The 23634-nt window shown below is 42.7% G+C and carries 16 protein-coding genes; 1 reads left to right on the top strand and 15 read right to left on the bottom strand.

Annotation, left to right across the window (positions count from 1 at the left end; genetic code table 11):
• Positions 1-425: 425 nt before the first annotated feature.
• The 9 genes from HMPREF1535_RS07240 to pckA all read right to left on the bottom strand — a co-directional run bounded on the left by HMPREF1535_RS07240 (position 426) and on the right by pckA (position 12429).
• Positions 426-965, bottom strand: coding sequence for an ORF6N domain-containing protein (locus tag HMPREF1535_RS07240; RefSeq protein WP_046145718.1), 540 nt, complete (start codon positions 963-965; stop codon positions 426-428).
• A gap of 45 nt (positions 966-1010) precedes the next feature.
• The gene (locus tag HMPREF1535_RS07245) at positions 1011-2324 is read right to left on the bottom strand and encodes a UDP-glucose dehydrogenase family protein (protein WP_046145719.1); all 1314 of its coding nucleotides are present in this window, start codon (positions 2322-2324) and stop codon (positions 1011-1013) included.
• A gap of 22 nt (positions 2325-2346) precedes the next feature.
• A complete protein-coding gene (locus HMPREF1535_RS07250) occupies positions 2347-3276 on the bottom strand; it encodes a UDP-glucuronic acid decarboxylase family protein (protein ID WP_009860713.1) in 930 nt (309 codons plus the stop codon).
• A 196-nt stretch (positions 3277-3472) separates the two neighbouring features.
• Entirely contained in the window at positions 3473-4492 is a 1020-nt protein-coding gene (locus HMPREF1535_RS07255; protein WP_010801366.1) for a Gfo/Idh/MocA family protein, read from the bottom strand.
• Positions 4489-5658, bottom strand: a complete 1170-nt coding sequence (locus tag HMPREF1535_RS07260; protein WP_046145720.1) for a DegT/DnrJ/EryC1/StrS family aminotransferase — start codon at positions 5656-5658, stop codon at positions 4489-4491. The genes HMPREF1535_RS07255 and HMPREF1535_RS07260 overlap by 4 nt, the downstream gene beginning before the upstream one ends.
• A gap of 217 nt (positions 5659-5875) precedes the next feature.
• The gene (gene metG, locus HMPREF1535_RS07265; RefSeq protein ID WP_046145721.1) at positions 5876-7915 is read right to left on the bottom strand and encodes a methionine--tRNA ligase; all 2040 of its coding nucleotides are present in this window, start codon (positions 7913-7915) and stop codon (positions 5876-5878) included.
• A 43-nt stretch (positions 7916-7958) separates the two neighbouring features.
• Entirely contained in the window at positions 7959-9497 is a 1539-nt protein-coding gene (locus HMPREF1535_RS07270) for a YifB family Mg chelatase-like AAA ATPase (RefSeq protein ID WP_046145722.1), read from the bottom strand.
• Positions 9498-9535: 38 nt separating this feature from the next.
• A complete protein-coding gene (locus HMPREF1535_RS07275; protein WP_009860707.1) occupies positions 9536-10639 on the bottom strand; it encodes a TlpA disulfide reductase family protein in 1104 nt (367 codons plus the stop codon).
• Between the two features lie 182 nt (positions 10640-10821).
• Positions 10822-12429: a phosphoenolpyruvate carboxykinase (ATP) gene (gene pckA / locus HMPREF1535_RS07280; protein WP_009860706.1), complete on the bottom strand. Its 1608-nt coding sequence runs from the start codon at positions 12427-12429 to the stop codon at positions 10822-10824.
• 390 nt (positions 12430-12819) lie between these two features.
• Between pckA and HMPREF1535_RS07285 the strand changes: the two genes are divergently transcribed.
• Positions 12820-13413, top strand: coding sequence for an RNA polymerase sigma factor (locus HMPREF1535_RS07285; RefSeq protein WP_228100060.1), 594 nt, complete (start codon positions 12820-12822; stop codon positions 13411-13413).
• A gap of 67 nt (positions 13414-13480) precedes the next feature.
• On the opposite strand, the gene HMPREF1535_RS07290 is transcribed toward HMPREF1535_RS07285, so the two are convergent.
• From HMPREF1535_RS07290 to HMPREF1535_RS07315, 6 genes are all read right to left on the bottom strand, one after another.
• Positions 13481-14173, bottom strand: a complete 693-nt coding sequence (locus HMPREF1535_RS07290) for a 3-keto-disaccharide hydrolase (RefSeq protein WP_046145723.1) — start codon at positions 14171-14173, stop codon at positions 13481-13483.
• Between the two features lie 21 nt (positions 14174-14194).
• Complete coding sequence (locus tag HMPREF1535_RS07295; RefSeq protein ID WP_009860703.1) at positions 14195-15535, bottom strand: Gfo/Idh/MocA family protein; 1341 nt, start codon at positions 15533-15535, stop codon at positions 14195-14197.
• Positions 15536-15546: 11 nt separating this feature from the next.
• Positions 15547-16956 carry a BT_3987 domain-containing protein gene (locus tag HMPREF1535_RS07300; protein WP_046145724.1) on the bottom strand — a complete coding sequence of 470 codons (1410 nt, stop codon included), beginning with the start codon at positions 16954-16956 and terminating at the stop codon, positions 15547-15549.
• A 15-nt stretch (positions 16957-16971) separates the two neighbouring features.
• Positions 16972-18828 carry a RagB/SusD family nutrient uptake outer membrane protein gene (locus HMPREF1535_RS07305; RefSeq protein WP_046145725.1) on the bottom strand — a complete coding sequence of 619 codons (1857 nt, stop codon included), beginning with the start codon at positions 18826-18828 and terminating at the stop codon, positions 16972-16974.
• Between the two features lie 11 nt (positions 18829-18839).
• Positions 18840-22148, bottom strand: a complete 3309-nt coding sequence (locus HMPREF1535_RS07310; protein WP_244275580.1) for a TonB-dependent receptor — start codon at positions 22146-22148, stop codon at positions 18840-18842.
• A 242-nt stretch (positions 22149-22390) separates the two neighbouring features.
• Complete coding sequence (locus HMPREF1535_RS07315) at positions 22391-23593, bottom strand: FecR family protein (RefSeq protein ID WP_046145727.1); 1203 nt, start codon at positions 23591-23593, stop codon at positions 22391-22393.
• Positions 23594-23634: the final 41 nt, after the last annotated feature.

Consider the following 23634-nt stretch of genomic DNA (forward strand, 5'->3'; position numbering starts at 1 on the left):
ACAGTATACATGATAGATACAAATTACCCTCTCATACTATCATAAAAACAGCTATCTTTTTTCAAACAGTATATTGCTTATTTTCAAAGACATAACTATACAAATTCATTCAGACCCGGGTCTTAACCATCTCCACACCCGGGTGTCAGCATCGTTTAGACCGGGGTATAAAAACTGTCGAAATGAGGGTCCCGGGAAAATTTTCTCCCTGTTTTAGCTAAAAAAGATAACTACTTTGACAAATTAAATGTCATACTTAACACAAAACAGACGGAGAGTAAAACGGTAATGACAGTTTATGATAGTTCTATGATAGATAAATTCATCAACCATCATAGTTATACATCCTGTAAATCAATGAGTACAAACAAAATATGATAGTATGATAGTTATTTTTCAAAAAACTTCTTTATGACCAACCACTCTTATCTTCTTTTCACCGTATGCTTAAACTTTAAAACAGCCAGATTCAATTCTATTGTCGTTTCCGAATCTGTTACTTTTGGTTCATCATCTAATAAGTCAGCCATTAACTCACTCGTGCGCTGCATAAGTGTTTTCTGCTGTGCTTCATCGGCGGTAGGTAACTGTAAAACAGTCTTGGACAATTCCCTAATTCTCGCAAAGGCTTCAACTATTGCTATTGTTGTCTGTGTTGCTTTACTACTTTTCAGGATCGTAGCCAACATGTAAAGTCCTTTTTCTGTAAAAGCTTTTGGTAAAACCCTTGACTTCGTAAGATTTGTGGTCGAAAATTTCGACCGCAAATCTTTGAATTCGTTATTTGTCAATTCAATAACATAACCTTCAGGGAACTTATCAGGATTATTTTTTACTGCTTCATTTACACGTTTCGTTTCAACCCCATAAAGAATTGCGACATCACAATCAAGCAATACACTCTGTTGCCTTAGCGTTAGAATACAATCTTCTACATCACTGAATCTAATCACATCTTCTTTCATAGTTAATTGTTTTTAGTTTATAATACATTATTCCATACTTGTATTCTACCTCCCTATGCAATGATAAACAAACCCGTTCTCCTCCATCTCCTTGATATCATAAATATTACGGCCATCAAGAACCAGCGGAGTAGCCATCAGTTTCTTTATGGCAGACCAGGAAGGCATACGGAACTCTTTCCATTCCGTTACAAGCATCAGGGCATCGGCATCCACTACTGCATCATAAATATCTTTTGCATAATGAATCGCATCTCCGATACGACGTTTTGATTCTTCTACTGCTACAGGATCGTAAGCATATACCTCACAACCTGCCGCCAACAGTTTTTCTATCAAAACCAAAGAAGGAGCTTCACGCATATCGTCTGTTTCAGGCTTAAAAGCCAGTCCCCAGATAGCGATACGTTTACTTTTCAGGTCTCCATTAAAATGCTTTTCGAGTTTATGGAACAAAAGAGATTTCTGTTCGTCATTTACTTCCTCGACTGCCTGGAGGATACGCATCGGGTAATTATTTTGCTTGGCTGTATTAATCAAAGCTTTCACATCTTTAGGAAAACATGAACCGCCATAACCAATACCGGCATATAGGAAACGGTTACCGATACGATTGTCGGAACCGATACCTTTACGTACCATATTTACATCCGCACCGATAATCTCACACAAGTTGGCTATATCGTTCATAAAACTGATACGGGTAGCCAACATGGCGTTCGCAGCATATTTGGTCATCTCGGCAGATGGCACATCCATAAAAATCACACGGAAATTATTTAAAAGGAAAGGACGGTACAGACGAGTCATCAGCTCTTCTGCACGCTCAGATTCTACACCCACAACAACACGGTCCGGACTCATAAAGTCGCTGATCGCTGCTCCTTCCTTCAGAAATTCAGGATTAGAAGCTACATCGAACTCGATCTCTACTCCACGTTTATCCAGTTCTTCCTGGATAGCCCGGCGTACTTTCTTTGCTGTGCCGACGGGAACCGTACTCTTTGTTACGACCAGAATATGTTTCTTCATATTCCGACCGACAGTACGGGCTACCTCAAGCACATACTTCAAATCGGCACTACCATCCTCATCGGGAGGCGTACCTACGGCACTGAACAAAACTTCCACTTCGTCCAGACATTCAGTAAGATCGGTTGTAAAGTGTAATCTTCCGGCCTGCTGGTTACGATGGACCATATCTTCCAGGCCGGGTTCATAGATAGGGATTATCCCCTTTTTAAGGTTTTCAATTTTTTCGGTGTTAACATCTACACAAAAAACTTCGGTCCCCATTTCTGCAAAACAGGTTCCGGTAACCAGGCCGACATAGCCTGTTCCTACTATCGCTATTTTCATAATTTATAATCAAAATGCAAAATTAAAGGCTCTTGAAATATTTAATTGTATCTATCAAACCTTCTTCCAAACGGATTTTAGGTTCCCAGCCATTCAGTTTTTCTTTTGCTAAAGTAATATCCGGTTTACGCTGTTTCGGATCATCAGAAGGAAGAGGGGTAAATATTATTTTTGATTTCGAATTAGTCATCTTCAATACTAACTCGGCCAACTCCAGCATGGTAAATTCTCTCGGATTTCCCAAATTGACAGGTCCGGTAAAGTTTTCGGAAGCCATCATACGAATCATACCTTCCACCAGGTCGTCGACATACTGGAAGCTACGGGTTTGCTTTCCATCTCCGTAAATAGTAATATCTTCGCCTTTCAACGCCTGCATGATAAAGTTGGAAACAACCCGGCCGTCATCCGGACGCATACGGGGACCATAGGTATTGAAAATACGGATAATCTTGACATCTACCTTATTCTGACGATGATAATCCATGAATAAAGTTTCCGCACAACGTTTGCCCTCATCATAACAACTGCGCAAACCGATCGGATTCACGTTTCCCCAATAACTTTCTTCCTGGGGATGGACGATCGGATCACCATAAACTTCACTGGTAGAAGCCTGAAGAATACGTGCTTTGGTACGTTTAGCCAACCCAAGCATATTGATGGCACCGATAACAGATGTTTTAGTTGTACTCACCGGATCGAACTGGTAATGTATCGGAGATGCCGGACAAGCCAGATTATAAATCTCATCGACCTCCACATAATACGGGAATGTCACATCATGGCGAACCAGCTCAAAATAGGGATTGTCCAGTAAATGAACAATGTTTTGTTTCAGACCTGTAAAATAATTATCCATACAAATCACATTGTTCCCGTCTTTCAGCAGGCGTTCGCAAAGATGAGAGCCGATAAAACCGGCTCCTCCGGTAACTAAAATCTGTTTCATGCTATCTGTTCAATTTGAGTTTCTCTATATATCTCAGTCCTTTTCATAAGAATGAGAGCACAACAATGTTGGTCAGTCCCATGCTGGAAATGACAAAACTTCCACAAAGATAGGAATTTGAAGGGATTCTTTCCCTTCTAAAATCGTTATTTATATAAAAGGGAAATTACCGATCATTATTTCTTATTCAGAATCGTTACTTTTGAGCATAGATACGTTGTATTATATCTACGACTTTCATACCTTCCAAGACATTCGTTGTAATACATTCCGAACCGGAGCCGGAAAGGACACGGACCACATTGCGGATCACGAAATTATGATTCTGAGCCGATCCCTTGTAAGGACCGTAATCATTACCCGGATTGGTTGGAGCTAGTTCAGGCATTTCATACTCCTTCACATGGCAATATTCCACTTCGTTCATATATTGTCCGCCGATCTTTACGCTGCCATTCTCTGCCACGATCAGCATGCTGCTTTCCATATTTTTGTCCCAGACAGCAGTCGAATAGCTCAGACTACCCATTCCTCCGTTCACGAAATTGAAGTTCACAAAGCCGGAATCTTCAAAAGAGGTCAGTTTATCATGATTGAAATCGGCAAAACGGGCCTGGATATTACAGATATCCCCGAACAACCAATACATAATATCGATAAAATGGGAGAACTGGGTGAAGAGCGTTCCGCCGTCCAGCGCAGCATCCCCATGCCAGCCACCGGGTTTATAATAGCGTTCGTCACGGTTCCAATAGCAGTTCAACTGAACCATGTATATTTTACCCAATTTGCCAGAGTCGATCATATCCTTAATCCACACGGAAGGAGGGGAATAGCGGTTCTGCATGACGCAAAATACCTGTTTACGGTATTTCAAAGAAGCATATACCACCTTCTCCGCATCAGCCAGTGTCAACGCCATCGGTTTTTCTATCACCACATTACAACCGGCTTCGATAGCTTGTACCGCCATAGACGCATGCAAACCGTTCGGAGTACAGATATTAATGACATCTATCTGAATGCCACTCTGCAATAATTCCTGCAAACCGGCAAAAAAAGGGACTTCATACCCCTCTATTCCCAATTCTTCGCGAGGACGGATATCGCATAAAGCGACTAATTCGGCATCCTGATCACGGGTTACCATCTCGGCATGGCGCTTTCCGATATGACCACAACCGACTACGGCGAATTTTATCTTATTTTCTTTCATATTTTTCTATTCTCTAACTCCTTTACCAATACATCTATTATATATTCCTGTTCTTCCACTGTCATCTCCGTATGGATCGGCAAAGATAGAACACAGTTGCTTAAACGGGCTGCTGTTTCCATACTTCCGGGGGTACGTGCCATCCATTTATAGGCATCTTGTGCTTGTAAAGGAACGGGATAGTATACCATGGTAGGAATACCTTTCTCTTTAAGGGCCGCTTGTAATGCCTCCCGATGCTTTGCCGTATCCGAATACTCCGGAACCGGTTTCAACTGAACCGTATATTGATGATAGACATGTGTAGAGAAATCACTCTTCTTCGGAAGAATCAACTGCTCGCATGAAGCCAAACCTTCGTCATATCTTCGGGCAACGACCTGCCGGGCTTTTGTAAACTCGTCGATATACTTCAGCTTCACATCCAAAACAGCGGCATGCAGGGTATCCAGACGAGAGTTACATCCTATCAACTTATGATGATATTTAACTTCCTGACCATGATTTGCGATCATACGGATACGCTTTGCCAGACTCTCATCAGAAGTCATTAAAGCGCCTCCGTCACCAAAACAGGCCAGCGGCTTGGATGGGAAAAACGAAGTCGTACCGATAACGCCCATTGTCCCTGTTTTCTTCACCTGCCCATCCGGGAAAGTATACTCCGCACCAACAGACTGCGCATTATCTTCTATCACATGGAGATGATACATGCCGGCTATTCTCAGGATCGGAGCCATATCGCAGGACTGTCCGAACAGGTGAACTACAATGATTGCCTTGGTATTACGGGAAATAGATTCTTCTATTTTACGGGGATCGATATTATAGGTTCGCGGATCTACATCCACCAGCACAGGAGTCAATCCCAGCAAAGCGATCACCTCGGCAGCCGCCACATAGGTAAATGCCGGAACAATCACCTCATCCCCCGGCTGCAACTGCAACGCCATCAAAGCGATCTGAAGAGCATCCGTTCCGTTTCCGCAAGGAACCACATAGGGAATATCCAAATAATCAGCCAAATGATCACCAAAAGCTTTCACCTGAGGACCGTTGATAAAGGCACTGCTTTCAATAACAGTTTGCATGGCTGCATCTATCTCCTCTTTCAGGCGATGATACTGACCTTGCAAGTCAACCATTTGTATATGTCTTTCAAGCATCTTTCCTATTGTATACCACTGTTTATCTTATGAAGATTAAAACGTTTCAAATAATCTTTTATTGCATAAAAGACCTTTAACATTCTTTTCTATGATAAGTGAGAGCTTAGGGACTCTTACCTATGAGAGAGCCGGGACTCTTACAGATAAGAATACCGGCTCTATTATCATTCATACTCCCGGCACTCTTACGTTCCATAGCACCGGAGATCTTATATTATTTTACTTCGCTACCCGGTTTCACTTCTTTTTCCGGAGTGATGACAGACAACTTGCCGTCGAAGTTTTCAGCAGAGAGGATCATACCTTCCGATACGATGCCTTTCAACTTACGCGGAGCAAGGTTGGCAATAAAACAAACCTGTTTTCCGACCAACTCTTCGGGGGCATAATGCTGGGCGATACCGGAAACGATCGTACGTTTCTCCAGACCGTCATCGATACGGAACTGCAACAACTTGTCGGCCTTAGGCACCTTTGTACATTCCAGGATCGTTCCCACACGGATATCCAGTTTTGTGAAATCATCGAACGCGATGTTTTCGCGTATCGGTTTCGCTTTATAGTTGGCTTCTTCGTTCGCTTTCTTTGTATCCAGCAACTTCTGAACCTGCGCTTCGATCACACTGTCTTCGATCTTTTCAAAGAGCAGTTCGGATTTGCCAAGCTGATGTCCGGCTTCCAACAAATCGGTTGCGCCCAGACGGCTCCAGCCTAACGGTTCTACATTCAACATCTTGTTGAGTTTCTCCATGCTGAACGGCAAGAAGGGTTCGAAAGCAATAGCCAGGTTGGCTGTGATCTGCAAAGCGATGTTCATGATTGTTGCCACACGAGTCATATCTGACTTTGCCAGCTTCCAGGGTTCCGTATCTGCCAGGTATTTGTTACCGATACGGGCCAGGTTCATGGCTTCTTTCTGGGCATCACGGAAATGATAGGTGTCGAGCAGACGTTCCACATTTGCTTTTACATCTTCGAAATCTTTCAAAGTCTGACGGTCATAGTCAGTCAGTTCGCTTACTGCCGGCACTTTTCCTTCGAAATATTTCTCAGTCAGCACCAGAGCACGGTTTACGAAGTTACCCAGGATGGCAACCAACTCGTTGTTATTACGTGCCTGGAAGTCTTTCCAGGTAAAGTCGTTATCTTTTGTTTCCGGAGCATTGGCGGTCAGGACATAACGTAACACGTCCTGTTTTCCCGGCATATCCACCAGATATTCGTTCAACCATACCGCCCAGTTGCGGGAAGTAGAGATCTTGTCGCCTTCCAAGTTCAGAAATTCATTGGCTGGCACATTCTCCGGCAGATTGAAAGTACCTTCCGCCTTCAACATGGCTGGGAATACGATGCAATGGAACACGATATTATCCTTTCCGATGAAATGTACCATCTTGGTTTCAGGATCTTTCCACCAGGTCTCCCAACTGTCGGGAAGTAATTCTTTTGTATTGGAGATATAACCGATCGGGGCATCGAACCATACGTAAAGCACTTTGCCTTCCGCTCCTTCTACCGGAACAGGGATACCCCAGTCCAGGTCGCGGCTTACGGCACGCGGTTGCAATCCCATGTCCAGCCAGCTCTTGCACTGTCCGTACACATTCGGTTTCCATTCTTTATGATCTTCCAGAATCCATTTGCGCAGGAACGGTTCATGCTTATCCAAGGGCAGATACCAGTGTTTGGTCTCCTTCATCACCGGTTCGCTACCACTAATGGCAGACTTCGGGTTGATCAGGTCTGTAGCATTCAACGATGTACCGCAGGCTTCGCACTGGTCACCATAAGCCTTTTCGTTACCGCAATGCGGACATGTACCGGTTATATAACGGTCGGCAAGGAATTGTTTGGCTTCCTCGTCGTAATATTGTTCGCTGGTCTTCTCGATAAACTCTCCTTTTTCATACAGGGTACGGAAAAAGTCCGACGCTACCTGACGATGAGTAGACGAAGTTGTGCGTGAATAGATATCGAACGAGATGCCGAACTCCTCGAAAGACTTCTTGATAATGCCATGAAAACGGTCCACCACATCCTGCGGTGTAACACCTTCTTTCTTAGCACGGAGGGTAATAGGCACACCATGTTCGTCCGATCCCCCGATCATCAATACCTCTTCCCCCTTCAGACGAAGGTAGCGGGCATAAATATCGGCCGGTACATACACCCCGGCCAGATGTCCGATATGTACCGGTCCGTTCGCATACGGCAACGCCGTAGTTATCAGCGTTCTCTTAAAATGTTTTTCCATACCTTGTGTTCTCTTTTTGAGGGGCAAAGGTACGGAATAATTTTTACAATCCCCAGCTCTCCCTGTCCAGATTCCGGTAATTAATGGCTTCGGCAAGATGGCGTGTTTCTATCTTTTCAGAGGCATCAAGGTCGGCAATGGTACGGGCTACTTTCAGGATACGGTCGTAAGCACGGGCGGAAAGGCTCAGACGTTGCATGGCCGTTTTAAGAAGAGACAGGCAAGCGGCGTCGGGTACGGCATATTTATGCAGAAGTTGCGTGGTCATCTGTGCATTGCAATATACACCTTCGTAGTCGGCAAAACGTTTTTCCTGAATTGCACGGGCATTAACAACCCGTTCACGAACAGCAGCACTGGGTTCAGACGGACGTTGTTCGGATATCTTTTCAAAAGGGACTGGTACAATCTCCACCTGTATGTCGATACGGTCGAGCAACGGGCCGGATACACGGTTCATATATTTCTGCACTGCCCCCGGAGGGCAAAGGCAAGCCCTGTCCGGATGGTTGTAATAACCACAGGGACAAGGATTCATCGAGGCAACCAGCATAAAGCTGGCCGGATAATCGACCGAGAAACGGGCACGAGAAACAGTAATCTTTCGATCTTCCAACGGTTGTCGCATCACCTCCAAAACACTCCGGTTGAATTCCGGTAATTCATCGAGGAACAGCACGCCGTTATGAGCCAGACTCACTTCACCCGGTTGAGGATAGGCACCGCCTCCCACCATTGCTACATTTGAAATGGTATGATGCGGCGAACGGAAGGGGCGTTGCACCATCAGGGAAGTCTCCACCCCTATCTTTCCGGCTACAGAATGTATCTTAGTCGTCTCCAACGATTCGTGTAAGGTGAATGGTGGAAGGATCGTGGACAGTCGTTTGGCCAACATTGATTTTCCGCTTCCCGGCGGACCGATCATAATCAGATTATGGCCTCCTGCCGCAGCGACTTCCAAAGCTCGTTTTACATTTTCCTGGCCGCGTACATCTGAAAAATCAAACTCGAATTGCTCCTGACGGGCATAAAACTCTTTCCTCGTATCAACAACAGTCTGTTCCAGTTCGCATTTTCCGCCCATAAATTCGATCACCTCTTTGATGTTATCGGCCCCATAGACCTCCAGGTTATTGACAACAGCGGCCTCACGGGCATTCTGCCTGGGCAGTATGAAACCCTTAAAGCCTTCCTCCCTCGCTTTAATAGCAATAGGGAGCACGCCTTTTACCGGTTGCAGGCTTCCGTCCAACGATAGTTCGCCCATCAGGATAAACTTATCCAGCCGCGAAGCATCCAATTCCTCGGCGGCTGCCAGTATCCCGACAGCCAGTGGCAGATCATAAGCAGAACCTTCCTTCCGAATATCGGCAGGTGCCATATTAATCACAATTCGATTACGGGGGAATTTATATCCACTCACCTGAAGCGCAGAAATGATACGTTCGTGGCTTTCACGCACAGCAACATCGGGAAGACCTACCAGAAAGAATTGGATTCCCTTTGTACAATTTACTTCAATGGTGACAATGGTTGCAGAGATGCCCTGCACCGCGGCGGCATAAGATTTTACTAACATAATTAATGATTTTGGTTGGAAGTTTATAATTCGTTATCTCATTTTTCTACCAGTTTTTCAAGTGTTTGTTCTATTTCTACACCGTTATCCGTTTTCATGATGATCTTTCCTTCCTCATCGATCAGAAAACAGCGAGGAAGTGCATTCACATTATACAGATCAACCAGCATTGTTGCTTGTCCGGCAGAATCGGTTACCAAATTCCAGTTGATGCTATCCTTTGCCAACAACTTGCGTACCTCCTGCGGGTCGTCATCGAGACTGATCAACAGCATATCGACTTTCTCTTTCGGGTACTTCATCGCGACCTTATCCAAAAACAGATCTTCTGTCTGGCACATATCGCACCAAGGAGCCGTAAAAGCAAGTAACAAATATCGCTGCGGAAACGAATCCAGACTCACAGTATGTCCATATACATTCTTTACATTAAAACCCGGAGCTTCTGCACCCAAAGAAGTTCGCTGTGCTTTCATACTGTAATCCTGCATTTTACGAATCAGATAAAAATCTTTCAATTTCGGACTTAACACAGCCAGCAATTCATCCATTTTGCGGGTATCATCCGGATTCATAAAATAATATTGCAATAAAACAGCCGAAGCTTCTTCATCCGGATGTTCTTGTATATATTCCATCGCCCGTTCACTCAGGGTATGGTTTACATTCGTCAGACGAGAAGGAATATCAGTATCTTCCGTTGTATTTGTTTGACTGCTTTTACTCGTTAATATCTTGATCAGGTCTGCCTGCTCCTTCAGCAGGGGAGTAACACTTTTACGAAAAGAATTCAACTGGTCGTTGACACGTCCGCCTTTCACCTGAAGCAAAGCCGGATAAAGAGCATCACCGGTTATGGTGACTTTCTCTCCTTTCATCAGGTAAGCCGTGGTCCAGCTTTTTTTATTATCGAAGAAAATCGTTACGGTATTGAAATCTCCTTCGTTCCGTTTCAGGGAGAATTGTCCGGGTTTCTCGCAAGTGATGGTATCAACAACTTTATAATTGTCATTCTCAAAAACAGCATATAGCGTCTCATCTTCCAAATTAGACAACTTGCCTTCAATTCGGTAAGAGACGTCCTTGCCGCACGACGACAAAAACAATGCGACTCCTAAAATCAGTAATAAACGTTTTATCATTATACCTTAAACCCACACATTAACGGATAATACGCGGTAAAGATAACAATAGATTTTAAAACAAACTAACATTTATGATAAAATTAATGTAGATATACAAAAAAAAGCGCAGAACGGTATGTTCCACGCTTTTTGATGATATTATTCTTAACCTTTGGTAAGATTTACCTCCGGCGTTTGAATTACAATTTCGGACCGGCAGAAACCAAAGCCTTACCAGCTTCGTTACCTGTGAACTTAGCGAAGTTCTTCTGGAAGCGAGCAGCCAAATCTTTAGCTTTTTCATCCCACTGAGCAGCATCAGCGTAAGTGTCACGAGGATCAAGGATTTTCGGATCAACACCCGGAAGTTCTGTCGGAACAACGAAGTCGAAGTAAGGAATAACCTTAGTCGGAGCTTTGTCGATAGAGCCATCCAGGATAGCATCGATGATACCTCTTGTATCTTTGATAGAGATACGCTTACCGCTACCATTCCATCCAGTGTTAACCAGATAAGCCTTAGCACCAGTCATTTCCATTTTCTTAACCAGTTCTTCACCGTATTTAGTCGGGTGTAATGACAAGAATGCAGCACCGAAACAAGCAGAGAATGTAGGAGTCGGTTCAGTGATACCACGTTCTGTACCTGCCAATTTAGCTGTGAAACCAGAAAGGAAGTAGTACTGAGTTTGTTCCGGAGTCAGGATAGATACCGGAGGCAATACACCGAATGCATCAGCAGACAGGAAAATAACCTGTTTTGCGTGCGGACCTTTAGATACCGGCTTAACGATGTTTTCAATGTGATAGATAGGATAAGAAACGCGAGTATTTTCTGTTACGCTCTTATCTGCGAAGTCAATAGTACCGTCAGCAGCAACTGTTACGTTTTCCAACAGAGCATCGCGTTTGATAGCGTTGTAGATATCCGGTTCGCTTTCTTTGTCCAGGTTGATAACCTTAGCATAGCAACCACCTTCGTAGTTAAATACACCTTCGTTATCCCATCCGTGTTCGTCATCACCGATCAACAGACGTTTCGGGTCAGTTGACAAAGTAGTCTTACCTGTACCAGACAGACCGAAGAAGATAGCTGAACTAGTTCCTTCTTTATCCGTGTTAGCAGAGCAGTGCATAGAAGCGATACCACGAAGCGGGTTCATGTAGTTCATGATAGAGAACATACCTTTCTTCATTTCACCACCGTACCAAGTGTTCAGGATAACCTGTTCTTTAGTCTTCAAGTTGAAAACTGTAGCAGTTTCAGAGTTCAGACCCAGTTCTTTGAAGTTGTCAACTTTTGCTTTAGAAGCGTTGAAACAAACGAAATCAGGTTCACCGTAGTTAGCCAGTTCTTCAGCTGTCGGACGGATAAACATGTTAGTTACGAAATGTGCCTGCCAAGCTACTTCCATGATGAAACGAACTTTCATACGAGTTGCTTCGTTTGCACCGCAGAATGTATCGACAACGAACAGACGTTTGCCTGACAATTGTTTTACAGCTTTAGCTTTCAGATCAGCCCATGCTTCTTCAGTACAAGGCTTGTTATCATTTTTATATTCTTCAGAAGTCCACCATACTGAGTCTTCGCTGGCTTCATTCTTTACAAAGAATTTATCCTTAGGTGAACGACCTGTGTAAACACCTGTCATTACGTTTACAGCACCCAGTTCTGTTACCTGACCTTTTTCAAAACCTTCCAAAGATGGTTTTGTTTCTTCTGCGAACAGAACATCATAAGACGGATTGTGTAAAATTTCTGTTACACCGGTAATTCCGTACTTGCTTAAATCTAAATTAGCCATTCTTGATAATAATTTAAATGATTGACTTTATATAACTTTTCTCTCTCGCGAAATTAAAATAACAGGGCTCCAATACCTACATCTAACTTGCTATTATCGCGCCTTGTTAAGACCGGTACAAAAGTAATACATTTTTTTATAGCTGGTACTCTATTAAGGAAATTTTTCAGTAATAATTGCTCTTTTCCATGCAATTAACAATCCGGGCAGTCTATTTGTCAACTAGACTTTACAATCTGCGACAGAAGTGTCAACTAAAGTAGTCACTTAGAAAAAAGTGAATATATTTACAGAAAAAGTTGAGTAGTTTTCCCCAATTTTTGTGTTCTGATTCTGAACAAGGTCTAACCACGTAGCATTCTTATGAGAAAAAACACTGAGTCAACCCCCATGACTACAAAAAAGAGAAACTCAGATCAGATAATCTGGGAGAATTTTCTTTGTGGAGATGATGAAGCTTATACATATATTTATAGAGAGTACTCGCAGGCGCTATATGCTTATGGCATGCATTTTACCTCTGATAAAGGGCTGGTAGAGGATTGTATACAGGATGTGTTTATAAAGATATTTCAGAACCGCAGACACCTCCAGTCTACAGACAACATCAAACTATACCTTTTTATTGCCTTGAAAAACAAGCTATTCAATATATTTAGAAAAGACATAAAATACAGTCAGATCGATTCGCTGGAACCTGTTTTTGCGGCAGAATATACGATTGAGGATGAGATTATCGAAAATGAAAGAGAACAATTCCTGAATGAGAAAATGATCCGGATGCTCGAGGTTTTATCGCCACGCCAGAAAGAAATCATCTATTATCGTTTTGTAGAAGGATTATCTTATGAAGAGATTTGCCAGATCATGGATATGAATTACCAATCTACCCAGAATCTGATACAAAGGTCTTTAAAAAAGCTACGTACCACTTTCTCACAGGCAGAAATGCAATTTGTCCTGCTCCTTCTTATCAGCATGTAACTTACAATTGCCTATAAAACAAGTCAATCAGTAGTCTGTCGTTGTTTTATAAGCAATTGCGTGGTTCTCACTCGAGAACTTTTATACGGATATATCTGAACCTGACTACCGAGTCATGCCCCAAGAAAGCGATGTGACCACATGAGTTCCGCAATCCGGACTGTACCTTATCATACGGAATATCCTTAATCACTTTCTTGATATTCGTATCGAGAATGACCGTCCCATTCAAAATGATCTTAATATTGGCTCCCCGAGCTATCACTTCCTGTTGATTCCATTCGCCCACTGGTTTTAAATACCCGCGTTTGGCCGGAGCATAATTATATAAACCTCCGTGATACTGGTAGGGCTTCAGATCCTTATATTGAGGATCGTCATTATCCAGTATCTGAAGTTCCATTCCCAAATAACCTTCCGGAACTATGATGTGCCGAAGCCCCAATCCGTTATTTGCTCCGGGTGTCAGTTGAAATTCAAACTTCAATACAAAGTTACAGAAACTATCTTCCGAATAAAGATTTCCGAATCCCGAGGCTTTTTTAGCAATACAACCGTTTTCCAATATATACTCATCAGAGTTGTTAATCCATCCATCCAGAGTAGTTCCGTCAAACAACAACCGGTAACCATCTTTCTTCTCCTGCTCCGATAACCGGTATGGGACAACTGTTTCCGCTGTCGACGAAAGAACCGGATTCGATGCGAACAAAGGACAGCTTATTAGCAACAACAAGACTGCATATTCTATAATTTTCATAGACAAATCTCTTTTTTAAGTTTATTTTTTTCTTTCTTTCAGATTCTCAGCATCCCAATAAACAGCCTCTCCCCGTTCATAACTTTCATAACTTAATAAGGCCGGAGCAGCAGATCTTACAGAAAACATGACATCACAAACAAGCGGGGTTTTATTACGGATACCCGTAAAAAAGTTTTCAAAATGATCATAATGCCCCCCCTTATAGTCCGATGAAGCAATGAATTCTATCTCCTTTTCCGATTTGACAACCGGCGTATCGATCCCCTGCCCAATCGGTTCCAATGCCTGCAAGAAAGCTGTATCAGCCTTATGCAACGTTTTCAAAGTGACCTTATCCCATGCCACATCGAGAGTTCCTTCCGAACCGACAATACGAAAGTCCATACTTCCCCATTTACGCGAAACACCGTCGACATAGTTTGCACCCAACTGTACGGTGAACGCTCCCAGATCCTCCCTGTCCGGATAATCCAGATAAGCAAGCATCACATCAGGAGTATCCCGGTATCCGTCTGTATAATGCCGGATACCACCTGTCGTATAAACTTTTTCCGGACCAATAGCATCAGTTATATAGTGAAGGCTTGCCAGCACATGCACGAACAGATCTCCGGCAATGCCGGTTCCGTAATCTTTCCAGTTCCTCCAATAAAAGAAACGTTGGGGATCGAATTTATGCTTAGGTGCATTTCCTAAGAACCGTTTCCACCAGATTGTTTTTTCAGAAGCATTATCAGCAACCGGATAATACCCCAATGTTCCCGGAGCACCTGTAAACTGCCCATCTATAAAATTGACTTTGCCGATAGCCCCGGATCGCAACAGTTGCCGGGCTTTTCTATTCCCTAAAGAAGCCATACCCTGACTCCCGGCTTGAAAATACATACCACTTACCCGCTGCGCATCAATCAGTTTTTCCGCCTCACTTATTTTATGGATAACCGGTTTTTCACAATATACATGCTTACCAGCTTTCATGGCTGCAATGGCAATGGGTTGATGCCAATGGTCGGGAGTTCCGATCAGTACGGCATCGACATCACTACGTTTCAGAATATCATTATAATCTTTTGTTATGAAAATATGATCTCCCCACTGTTTTTTAGCATCCTCCAAACGCGTTTCATAAACATCACATACGGCCGTGATCTTTACCCCTGGTACCCGTAAAGCACAATTCGCATCAGCAGTCCCCATTCCGCCTTTACCGATTAAAGCAATGCGTATCTCGCTGGAACCGACAGATTCCCCATTTCCAACCACTCCGGAAGAGTTTCCCTCCGCCAGAAGTTGGGGAGCTGAAGGTAATAATATACCTCCAGCCATCATTTGTTTAATAAAAGTTCTTCTATTTGACATAACATCTGTTATTAAATACCCCAACCATTAATCTCTGCAACCTGGCAAACCGCACCACTTGCTTTGCCCAATGCAGGATCTGCATATTCAAACGCATCCGTAATAACAAAACGGATATAATTGGCTTGTTGCATTGAGAAATCCAGTTCCATCGAACGATCCTCCAGATTGCTTTTGCGGCTCCAATCTACAATTTTTGTCCAATTCTCACCATCTGTGCTAACTTCAAAATAACCTGATTTGATATTTCCAAGTGATTCATCTTCCGGCAACTGGAATCCCAAACGATACAAACTACAATTCTCCTGCAAGTTTATAGTGACAAAATAAGGAAATTCTATCGGCTTGATAGCTCTTGTACACCAATAAGTGTTATTATTATTATCCAGTAGATTATCCGGTATATCCATCGACGAAGCGTTCTCGACTTCATCTGTAATAATAGAATTACACTCTTCTATCGTCCAGCCGGTTTTCTCCATAACCGGGGGTTGGATAGAAATCGGATAGATTGTCACATCCGCCTCCGGATCGATTCCATACTTTGAGACAGAAGCTATTTTGAGAGGAAGGGCATAGTACCCGAAAGCATAATTATTTTCATCCACTTTAAATGCTTTCTCCTCCAATGTGATCTTTAGATATTCATAATCCCGGTTCTTATTCAGGATACAAGTCGAACGATCTATCGTATACGCACCTTCCGGCAGTAATTTATATTTTCGGGCACCTGCACTCAGGGAACCGTTATATTCATCCAGTGCAGCTGAATTGACCTCGACATCATAAGAAATATCCCAGTCATTATAATAATTGACCTGTACCTTAGGATAAATGACCAGAACATCATCGTCATCCGTTTTTATGCTGAACTCAGATCCCGTCCTGTATATACCCGGAGTTTCGAAACCAATATAAGGCTGATAGACAGAAGGCTTGATCAGAATCTGCGCCTTATCCTCCTCTGCGATCCGAATATCCGCGTTATCGGTCACCAACAAACAGGGCAGTACATATTGCAAACCATCGTTGCCCAGATCAGTCAGGGAGGCGGGATCAAAATCAATCAGAAAGAACTTTCTGTAATCATCTTCCGTAAAAGATAAACTCCCCTCTTTCAGCGAATAACAATTATCCGGCATCAGTTTATAATCGGTACCGTTCGTTTCGTTATAAGCAGCCAAAATGGATTCATCCACCGACAGGCGGACGGTTGCGGAATGATTTCCTTTACCACTCTTTATCACAGGCAGTTCATAGGTAAAAGTACCCCAATTAAAGACCTTAGCTTCCAGCAACCCTGATTTTTGCAGATAAAGCTGATCATCCAATTCATCCGCATCCCTGTATTCGTCACATGAAACAAACCACAACGAGAATACCGATAAGGCCATCAGAAATATATTATATTTGAATTTCATATTCTTCATTTTTTATTACCAACCATAATTTTGTGTCAAATTCTGCATTTCATTCAATTGCTCCTGAGGAATAGGGAACAGATAATTTTTGTCTGTGAATACCCTGTCTCCTGAAGCCCAGATAGACGTTGTCCTGTGCCATGAGTCTTCATAATTTTTCGCAGCGACATTCCTTGTCCATACTTTTCCGTTCAGAACATCTTTAGCGGTCATCCACCGACGAAGATCCGATAGCCGGAGTGTCTCGAAAGCTAATTCGACCATACGTTCTTTCTGGATCAGCTCACGAAGTAAGTTTTTATTCCCTTTGACTTCCGGATAAGCATCCTCCAATTTATTCAAACCGGAACGTTCACGGATCAGGTTGATATACTTCAAAGCTTCGGCCTCATCCCGGTTCGGTTTTTCGTTACAGGCTTCCGCATAGTTCAGATAAATTTCACCTAAACGAAAGATCAGAGCGACCAATTGCCCCCAGTTACCCTGGTCCGTATTCAAAGTCGGGTCGGTCATTCTGCGCCAGGAATATCCGGCCTTTACACAATCGCCACTACCTGAATAGGAAGAAGTACCTCCATCAAAAAATGTAACAGCATCTTTTCTCATCGCCGGATTCAGCCAAGGAAATCCATTCGCCAAAACAGAAGCATAAAAACGGGCATCACGTCCGACGCAGCTGTTATGTGCTTTTACAAGTAGGAAAGTATCTAACGGGTGTTTATAACTATCCTTAAAACCATCCTCCACATAACCGGACTTCGGATCTATGACCGGAGAACCATCCGCATTATATCCCGTGACAGGGAAGCGCCCCGAAGCAGCCATAGGATAAGTATCGACCAAACGGATAGAAGGACAATATCCACCGTAGCCGGTCTTACAGAACTTAGGAGGATTACAGCGGACCACAATGAACATTCCATCAGTCTGCCATTGCCCCCAGATAACCTCTTTATTCCACTTTTCCAATGTTACCCCCATATATGACCGGATTGCCCGTTTGAACGGATCAGTCTCCGCCGTATTCCGTACCAGATCATAAATTCCCAGATCGATGACAGCTTTAGCTGCATCAGCCGCCTTTTGCCACTTTTCAAGGTCTGGTGACTGCGGGAACAATAATTCTCCGTCTTTATTCTGCATCCCTTGATATAAAGAGCAACCATTAAACAACGGACTCGCCATATACAACAAGAAACGGGCCTTAGCAGCTAACACAACTCCTTTCGTTACACGTCCGTACCAACTGAGATCCGTTATCTGTAAAGGTAAAACCTCTGCAGCCTTATCATATTCTTCCAGCACGAACTGTACATTTGCTTCCAGCGGGTGGCGATCAATATCTTCCGCATGAATGCTGGAATCAGAATCCTGATCTCCCCAAACATAAACAGGTCCGTACTGATTTATTAAGAGCGTATAGAAATAAGCTCTCAAAAAACGAGCCTCCGCCTTCATTATATCTTTTTCTTTCTGGGTCAACTCCACACACTCATCTACGTGGTTCATAAATACGGTAGCCTGATTAATGGCCTGATACATATTTTTCCAGATTGCATAGGAAGTTGTCGTGACACTCCATGTTCCATTCAAAAAACTATGATACCCCAACCCGGACATCCAGGAAAACAAAGCTTCATCACTCATGGGAACACTAGCTCCGACTGCATTTTCGTGCCATTTATATGTCTGTGGAACAAAGCCATACACCTGTGCCAGATATTGTTCGGTTGTGGAACGTTTATTGAATACTTCCTCCAGTTTAATCTGATTATCCAACTCTACATCCAGAAAACCGTCACAACCGGTAAACAACATACCAATCATGTATAACAGACTGATTACTGTATATTTATGCTTATATTTTTTCATATGCTTAATAATTAAAAGTTAACATTCATTCCTATAGCAGCCGTACGCATTTGAGGATATAACCCTCCGGTTCCGGTATTCAGTTCCGGATCCCATAATTTGAAGCCGCTAAACGTCAGAAGATTGACACCCTGTATATAAAAACGTATTGTCGAAAGACCTATCTTTTGTATCAGTTCTTTAGGCAATGAATATCCTATCTCCGCATTTTTCAAACGGATATAGCTCATATCACGCCACCAATAGGAGGACTGTTGCTTATTATTGTCGAAAGCAGACATCCACATACGGGGATATTTCGCATTCGGATCCGGATTCCATTCAGTCCAACGGTTCTCTGCTACCTCTTCATAGAAGTTTCCAAGAGACAGAATACTGCCGTCACTACCGTACACCTGGCTTCCTCCGATCATACGCCCTACATGGGTAGCTCCCTGAAAGAATACGGATAAATCAAAACGCCTCCATCGCAGGCTCACACCGAAACCATAGTTGATCTCAGGGATTGTCGTATATCCCATCGGAACCCGGTCGTTTGAGTCGATAATCCCGTTCCCGTCTATATCCCGGTATTTGATATCTCCCGGACGTACCGGACCGAAGGTTTGTGTCGGACTGTTCGCTATATCTTTCTCCGACTCAAACAAACCAATAGCAACCAGCCCCCTATGTTGATCCATCGGAAAACCTACATCATTCAAATAAGGCCATTGCTGACTCGGTTTATCATCATACAATACTTTATTACGGTTAAAGGTAAAGTTTCCACGTCCGGATATATATAACTCATCATTTACCTGCTGTTCATATTCCAGCGTCATATCTATCCCCTGATTCTGCATCTTACCTAAATTCACATACTGCGTCACGTTAATACCGACTACCGAAGGAATACTTTGTTGCTGAATATAAATACCTTCGCGTTTTTCTTTAAAATAATCGGCACTCAGTTTAATACGATGGAACAGTCCCAATTCAAAACCGACATCCGTCTTCTTGGCAGTTTCCCAGGATACATTCGGGTTACCGGGATGTCCGGTTGCGATACCTCTGATCCACTTTGCCTGATCACGTCCGAAATTCCAACCTCCCGTATACTGCATCTCGGTATTATACGCAAAACGACGATCACCGCCGATCTTATCATTTCCTATCTCTCCATAAGAACCTTTAATCTTCAATAAAGAGATCACAGATGACAGGGGTTTCCAGAAATCTTCATTGCTGATCATATAGCCCAAAGCACCTGAAGGGAAAAAACCGAAACGTTTTCCAGGAGCGAAGTTTTCAGAACCATTATAACCAAAATTAAATTCAGCGAAATACTTATCCCTGAAGGAATAGGCAGCACGACCTGCAATACCGATATTTCTATTGGCAAAAGCTGCAATATAATCAGTCGGGAAATTGTTGGTATATTCCCGGATATTGAATAAAAACAGGCCGTTCACCCGATGATCATCGTTGAATACCTGATCATAAGTAAGCGATGTTTCAAAATTCCAGGTTTGTGCCCCTCTGTTAGAACGAGCCAGAGAAAGAAAATCATTACCGTCGCGGTTCTGATGTAAAATCAGATTTCCTTCCTTATCCCTTCCCAGGGCATCGTACGTAACCGGCGACTTACGTTTATCCAGCGTCGATTCATTACGGGCATCCCACGAGAATTTTGCATTTCCTTTCAAGCCGGGAGTAATGAATGAAAAATCCTGTGTCAAGCTGATCAAAGATTGAGCATTGTTCCAGAAGTCAGCGGAATAACCCGTATAGTTCAAGTCCAGATAAGGATTAGTACCTACAATAGGACGGGATAAACTACCATCTGAAAATACAGGCACAACAGCAACAGAAGGGACAGCCAGCGTGTTATTATAGACACTTTCCATTGCAACTCCCAAACGGTTCTTTATCTCATATTGGTTCGACAACGAAAGGCTCAGTTCAGTCAGCCGTGTCACATTGATATCAACATTGGCCCGAAAATTGATTTTCTTATATCCGACCTGAGGATCATACTGAGGATTCTTTACCGGTTTAAAAATGCCATTCTCACTATAAAACGAACCGGCAACATAATAGCGGACACTTTTTCCACCTCCCGAAACATTTACATTCGCACGGATATTGTTGGATATATTGCGGAAAGTTGTATCCCACCAGTCCACATTCGGATATAAATCAGGATCCGTATGATTGACGTGTTTATCATATTCTACCGGCTGATAAGCCAGTTGTCCGTTCCCCTGCAATGTGATATCATTATAATAGTCCATCCATTGGGAGGCATTCGCCATTTTAGGTGTTACGGTCGGATTAGAAATCCCATATTCCACCCGGGCATTGATAGCAGGCTTGGCTTCCCTTCCTCGCTTTGTCGTAATCAGAACAATCCCGTTTGCACCACGAACTCCATACAAAGCCGTAGCTGTCGCATCCTTCAATATTGAAAAAGTAGCAATATCTTCCGGATCAACCAAATCCATCGAACGTTCTATTCCATCCACCAGTATAAGCGGTGTATTGTTTGCCCCGAAAGAACTAATACCCCGTATCCAGAAATCTGCTCCGGCACCAGGCTCACCGGTACGTTGTATGGCAACGATACCGGCCATCTGTCCGGCCAGGCTTGTACTCAGTTTCGCAACCGGTACCTGAAGTTGTTCGGAGGTGATAGTTGATATAGCACCTATCACACTGGCTTTCTTTTGCTTACCATAAGCTACAACGGTCACTTCTTCCAGTTCATCGGCCTTTGGCTTCATTCTGATCACAACATCGTTTTGATTACCGATAACGATTTCCTGATCTTCCATCCCCAAATAAGAAATGACCAGTTTATCCGATTTATTTACTTCCAGTTCAAAAGAACCGTCCAGGTCAGTCGTCACCCCGCGGGTACTTCCTGCAACCAGGATAGCCGCTCCCGGCAAAGGTTCGCCCAAATCATCCAGTACCTTTCCCCGAAAAGAACTTCTGTCCTGGGCTTTCAATGGCAATGGGCCGATCAAACCGGTATTCTTTTTCTTTGATATAAATATCTGGCGGTCTTTAATTACATAGGTATTATCTGTTCCTGTAAACAACTGATTTAATATAATATCCACAGTCTGATCAGTGATATCTAATTTCACTTTCCGGTTTACATCCAATATACCGTCATAATAGAAAAAAACATATTCACTTTGCTTTTCTATTTCAGAGAAGATCTCCTGCACTGTCTTATTATTCGCTTTCAAAGACAATGTCGCCGATTGCGAATAAGTACTGCTGGCCAAACTTGCATTTATTCCTAAGATCAGGAATAGGGCAGCGATTTTCATAATTCGATATTTAATACTCCAGGAATTGGAGAATCGTTTATTTACCATATCTTTGTATTGATTTTTAAATGGTTATTTTCAACTAGTTAATTTAGAGATCCAACCGGATAACATGGCAGTGTTATCCGGTTTTGTTAGTATTTACAGATCTGTCATTTTTCCATCCGAGCTTTTTCCATAGGCTTTCCAATTTAAGTTGTTAACATATATGTTAAAAAAATAATAACCTAATATACAATCTTTTATCTGCCTTCTTTGACTACTATATACTCTTCATCTATTTTCTTATAGAGAATCGGGGCTGTTTGGCTCAGCCCATCCAGGACAACCTCCAGATCCTCCTGCATATCAAGTTTTCCCGAGCATTTTAAATCTGCCACATCAGATTTATAGCTGATCTTTTTTCCATAGTAACGGGATAAACGATCCAGGATTACTGACAAATGTTCACTTCTGTATGTATATAACCCATCTTTCCATAAAATATAATCATTCACATTAACCTCCTTTATGTCACATTCTCCCTGGTTATAAGAGAACATTCTGTTAGGTTCCAAACGGAAATCTTCGTCATCCTTAGTATCCACCTGTACAGCCCCTGTAACCAGGACAACTGAAGAAGATTCGTCCGTTTCGTATGCCATTACATTAAAAGAAGTACCCAAAACCTGTACATCTATCTCTTTCGTTTTTACGATAAAAGGCCTTTTTTTATCCGGTGTCACTTCCAGAAAAACTTCGCCATTTACATAGATCTCCCTTTTTTTATCAGCGAATGTAACCGGGTACACAATCCGGCTGCCGGCATTCACCCAGAGTTTAGTCCCATCTTCTAAAATCAGGGTGGAACGTTTTCCATTCGGGACAATCAACTGATTAAACTCTGACAACCGTTTAGAGGTATTGGCAGAATTCAAAGATACATCAGCAATCTTTTCCGAATTAACGGCCACTGTCCCTTTCGCATCATATTCGATTTGAGATTCCTGTCCGCTAATCGGAATCAGCTTGTCGGATAAAACCAATTGTATCTCTCCCTCATCCGGAGTGACAGCCATTTCCCGGGCAACAGCTTCTACATCCGGAGTCTCATTTACATTGGTATATATATATGAAATAGAGAATATAATCAAAACAGCGACACTAGCGGCAGCCATCCACATAAAAGAACGAAAGCGACGGCTACGTTGCAGTTGCAGAATCTTATTCGAATCCTTGATCTTTGTCCATAATAAATCCTGCCGTTCATTAGTCATTTGTTCTTTTTTTACCTTTATGGAACGCAAAAAGAATATAGCTAACTGATATTCCTGTTCATCCAGTCCGTCTACAACCTGTCTTTTCCAGAAATTGATCGTATCCAACGTCGGAGAAGTATTGGACTCGATAAAAAAATCATCTTCCAACAATTTTTCCGCAGTATATTTTGTATAATCTTTATTCATTGTTCCAATAACGTTTTTCTTTCAAAACACAGGTTTCGATC

It is taken from the genome of Parabacteroides goldsteinii DSM 19448 = WAL 12034 (genome assembly GCF_000969835.1).
GTDB lineage: Bacteria > Bacteroidota > Bacteroidia > Bacteroidales > Tannerellaceae > Parabacteroides > Parabacteroides goldsteinii.

Coding starts and splice junctions, on each gene's coding strand:
- HMPREF1535_RS07240 (WP_046145718.1), bottom strand. CDS start 965: ATGAAAGAAGATGTGATTAGATTCAGTGATGTAGAAGATTGTATTCTA.
- HMPREF1535_RS07245 (WP_046145719.1), bottom strand. CDS start 2,324: ATGAAAATAGCGATAGTAGGAACAGGCTATGTCGGCCTGGTTACCGGA.
- HMPREF1535_RS07250 (WP_009860713.1), bottom strand. CDS start 3,276: ATGAAACAGATTTTAGTTACCGGAGGAGCCGGTTTTATCGGCTCTCAT.
- HMPREF1535_RS07255 (WP_010801366.1), bottom strand. CDS start 4,492: ATGAAAGAAAATAAGATAAAATTCGCCGTAGTCGGTTGTGGTCATATC.
- HMPREF1535_RS07260 (WP_046145720.1), bottom strand. CDS start 5,658: ATGCTTGAAAGACATATACAAATGGTTGACTTGCAAGGTCAGTATCAT.
- metG (WP_046145721.1), bottom strand. CDS start 7,915: ATGGAAAAACATTTTAAGAGAACGCTGATAACTACGGCGTTGCCGTAT.
- HMPREF1535_RS07270 (WP_046145722.1), bottom strand. CDS start 9,497: ATGTTAGTAAAATCTTATGCCGCCGCGGTGCAGGGCATCTCTGCAACC.
- HMPREF1535_RS07275 (WP_009860707.1), bottom strand. CDS start 10,639: ATGATAAAACGTTTATTACTGATTTTAGGAGTCGCATTGTTTTTGTCG.
- pckA (WP_009860706.1), bottom strand. CDS start 12,429: ATGGCTAATTTAGATTTAAGCAAGTACGGAATTACCGGTGTAACAGAA.
- HMPREF1535_RS07285 (WP_228100060.1), top strand. CDS start 12,820: ATGACTACAAAAAAGAGAAACTCAGATCAGATAATCTGGGAGAATTTT.
- HMPREF1535_RS07290 (WP_046145723.1), bottom strand. CDS start 14,173: ATGAAAATTATAGAATATGCAGTCTTGTTGTTGCTAATAAGCTGTCCT.
- HMPREF1535_RS07295 (WP_009860703.1), bottom strand. CDS start 15,535: ATGTCAAATAGAAGAACTTTTATTAAACAAATGATGGCTGGAGGTATA.
- HMPREF1535_RS07300 (WP_046145724.1), bottom strand. CDS start 16,956: ATGAAATTCAAATATAATATATTTCTGATGGCCTTATCGGTATTCTCG.
- HMPREF1535_RS07305 (WP_046145725.1), bottom strand. CDS start 18,828: ATGAAAAAATATAAGCATAAATATACAGTAATCAGTCTGTTATACATG.
- HMPREF1535_RS07310 (WP_244275580.1), bottom strand. CDS start 22,148: ATGAAAATCGCTGCCCTATTCCTGATCTTAGGAATAAATGCAAGTTTG.
- HMPREF1535_RS07315 (WP_046145727.1), bottom strand. CDS start 23,593: ATGAATAAAGATTATACAAAATATACTGCGGAAAAATTGTTGGAAGAT.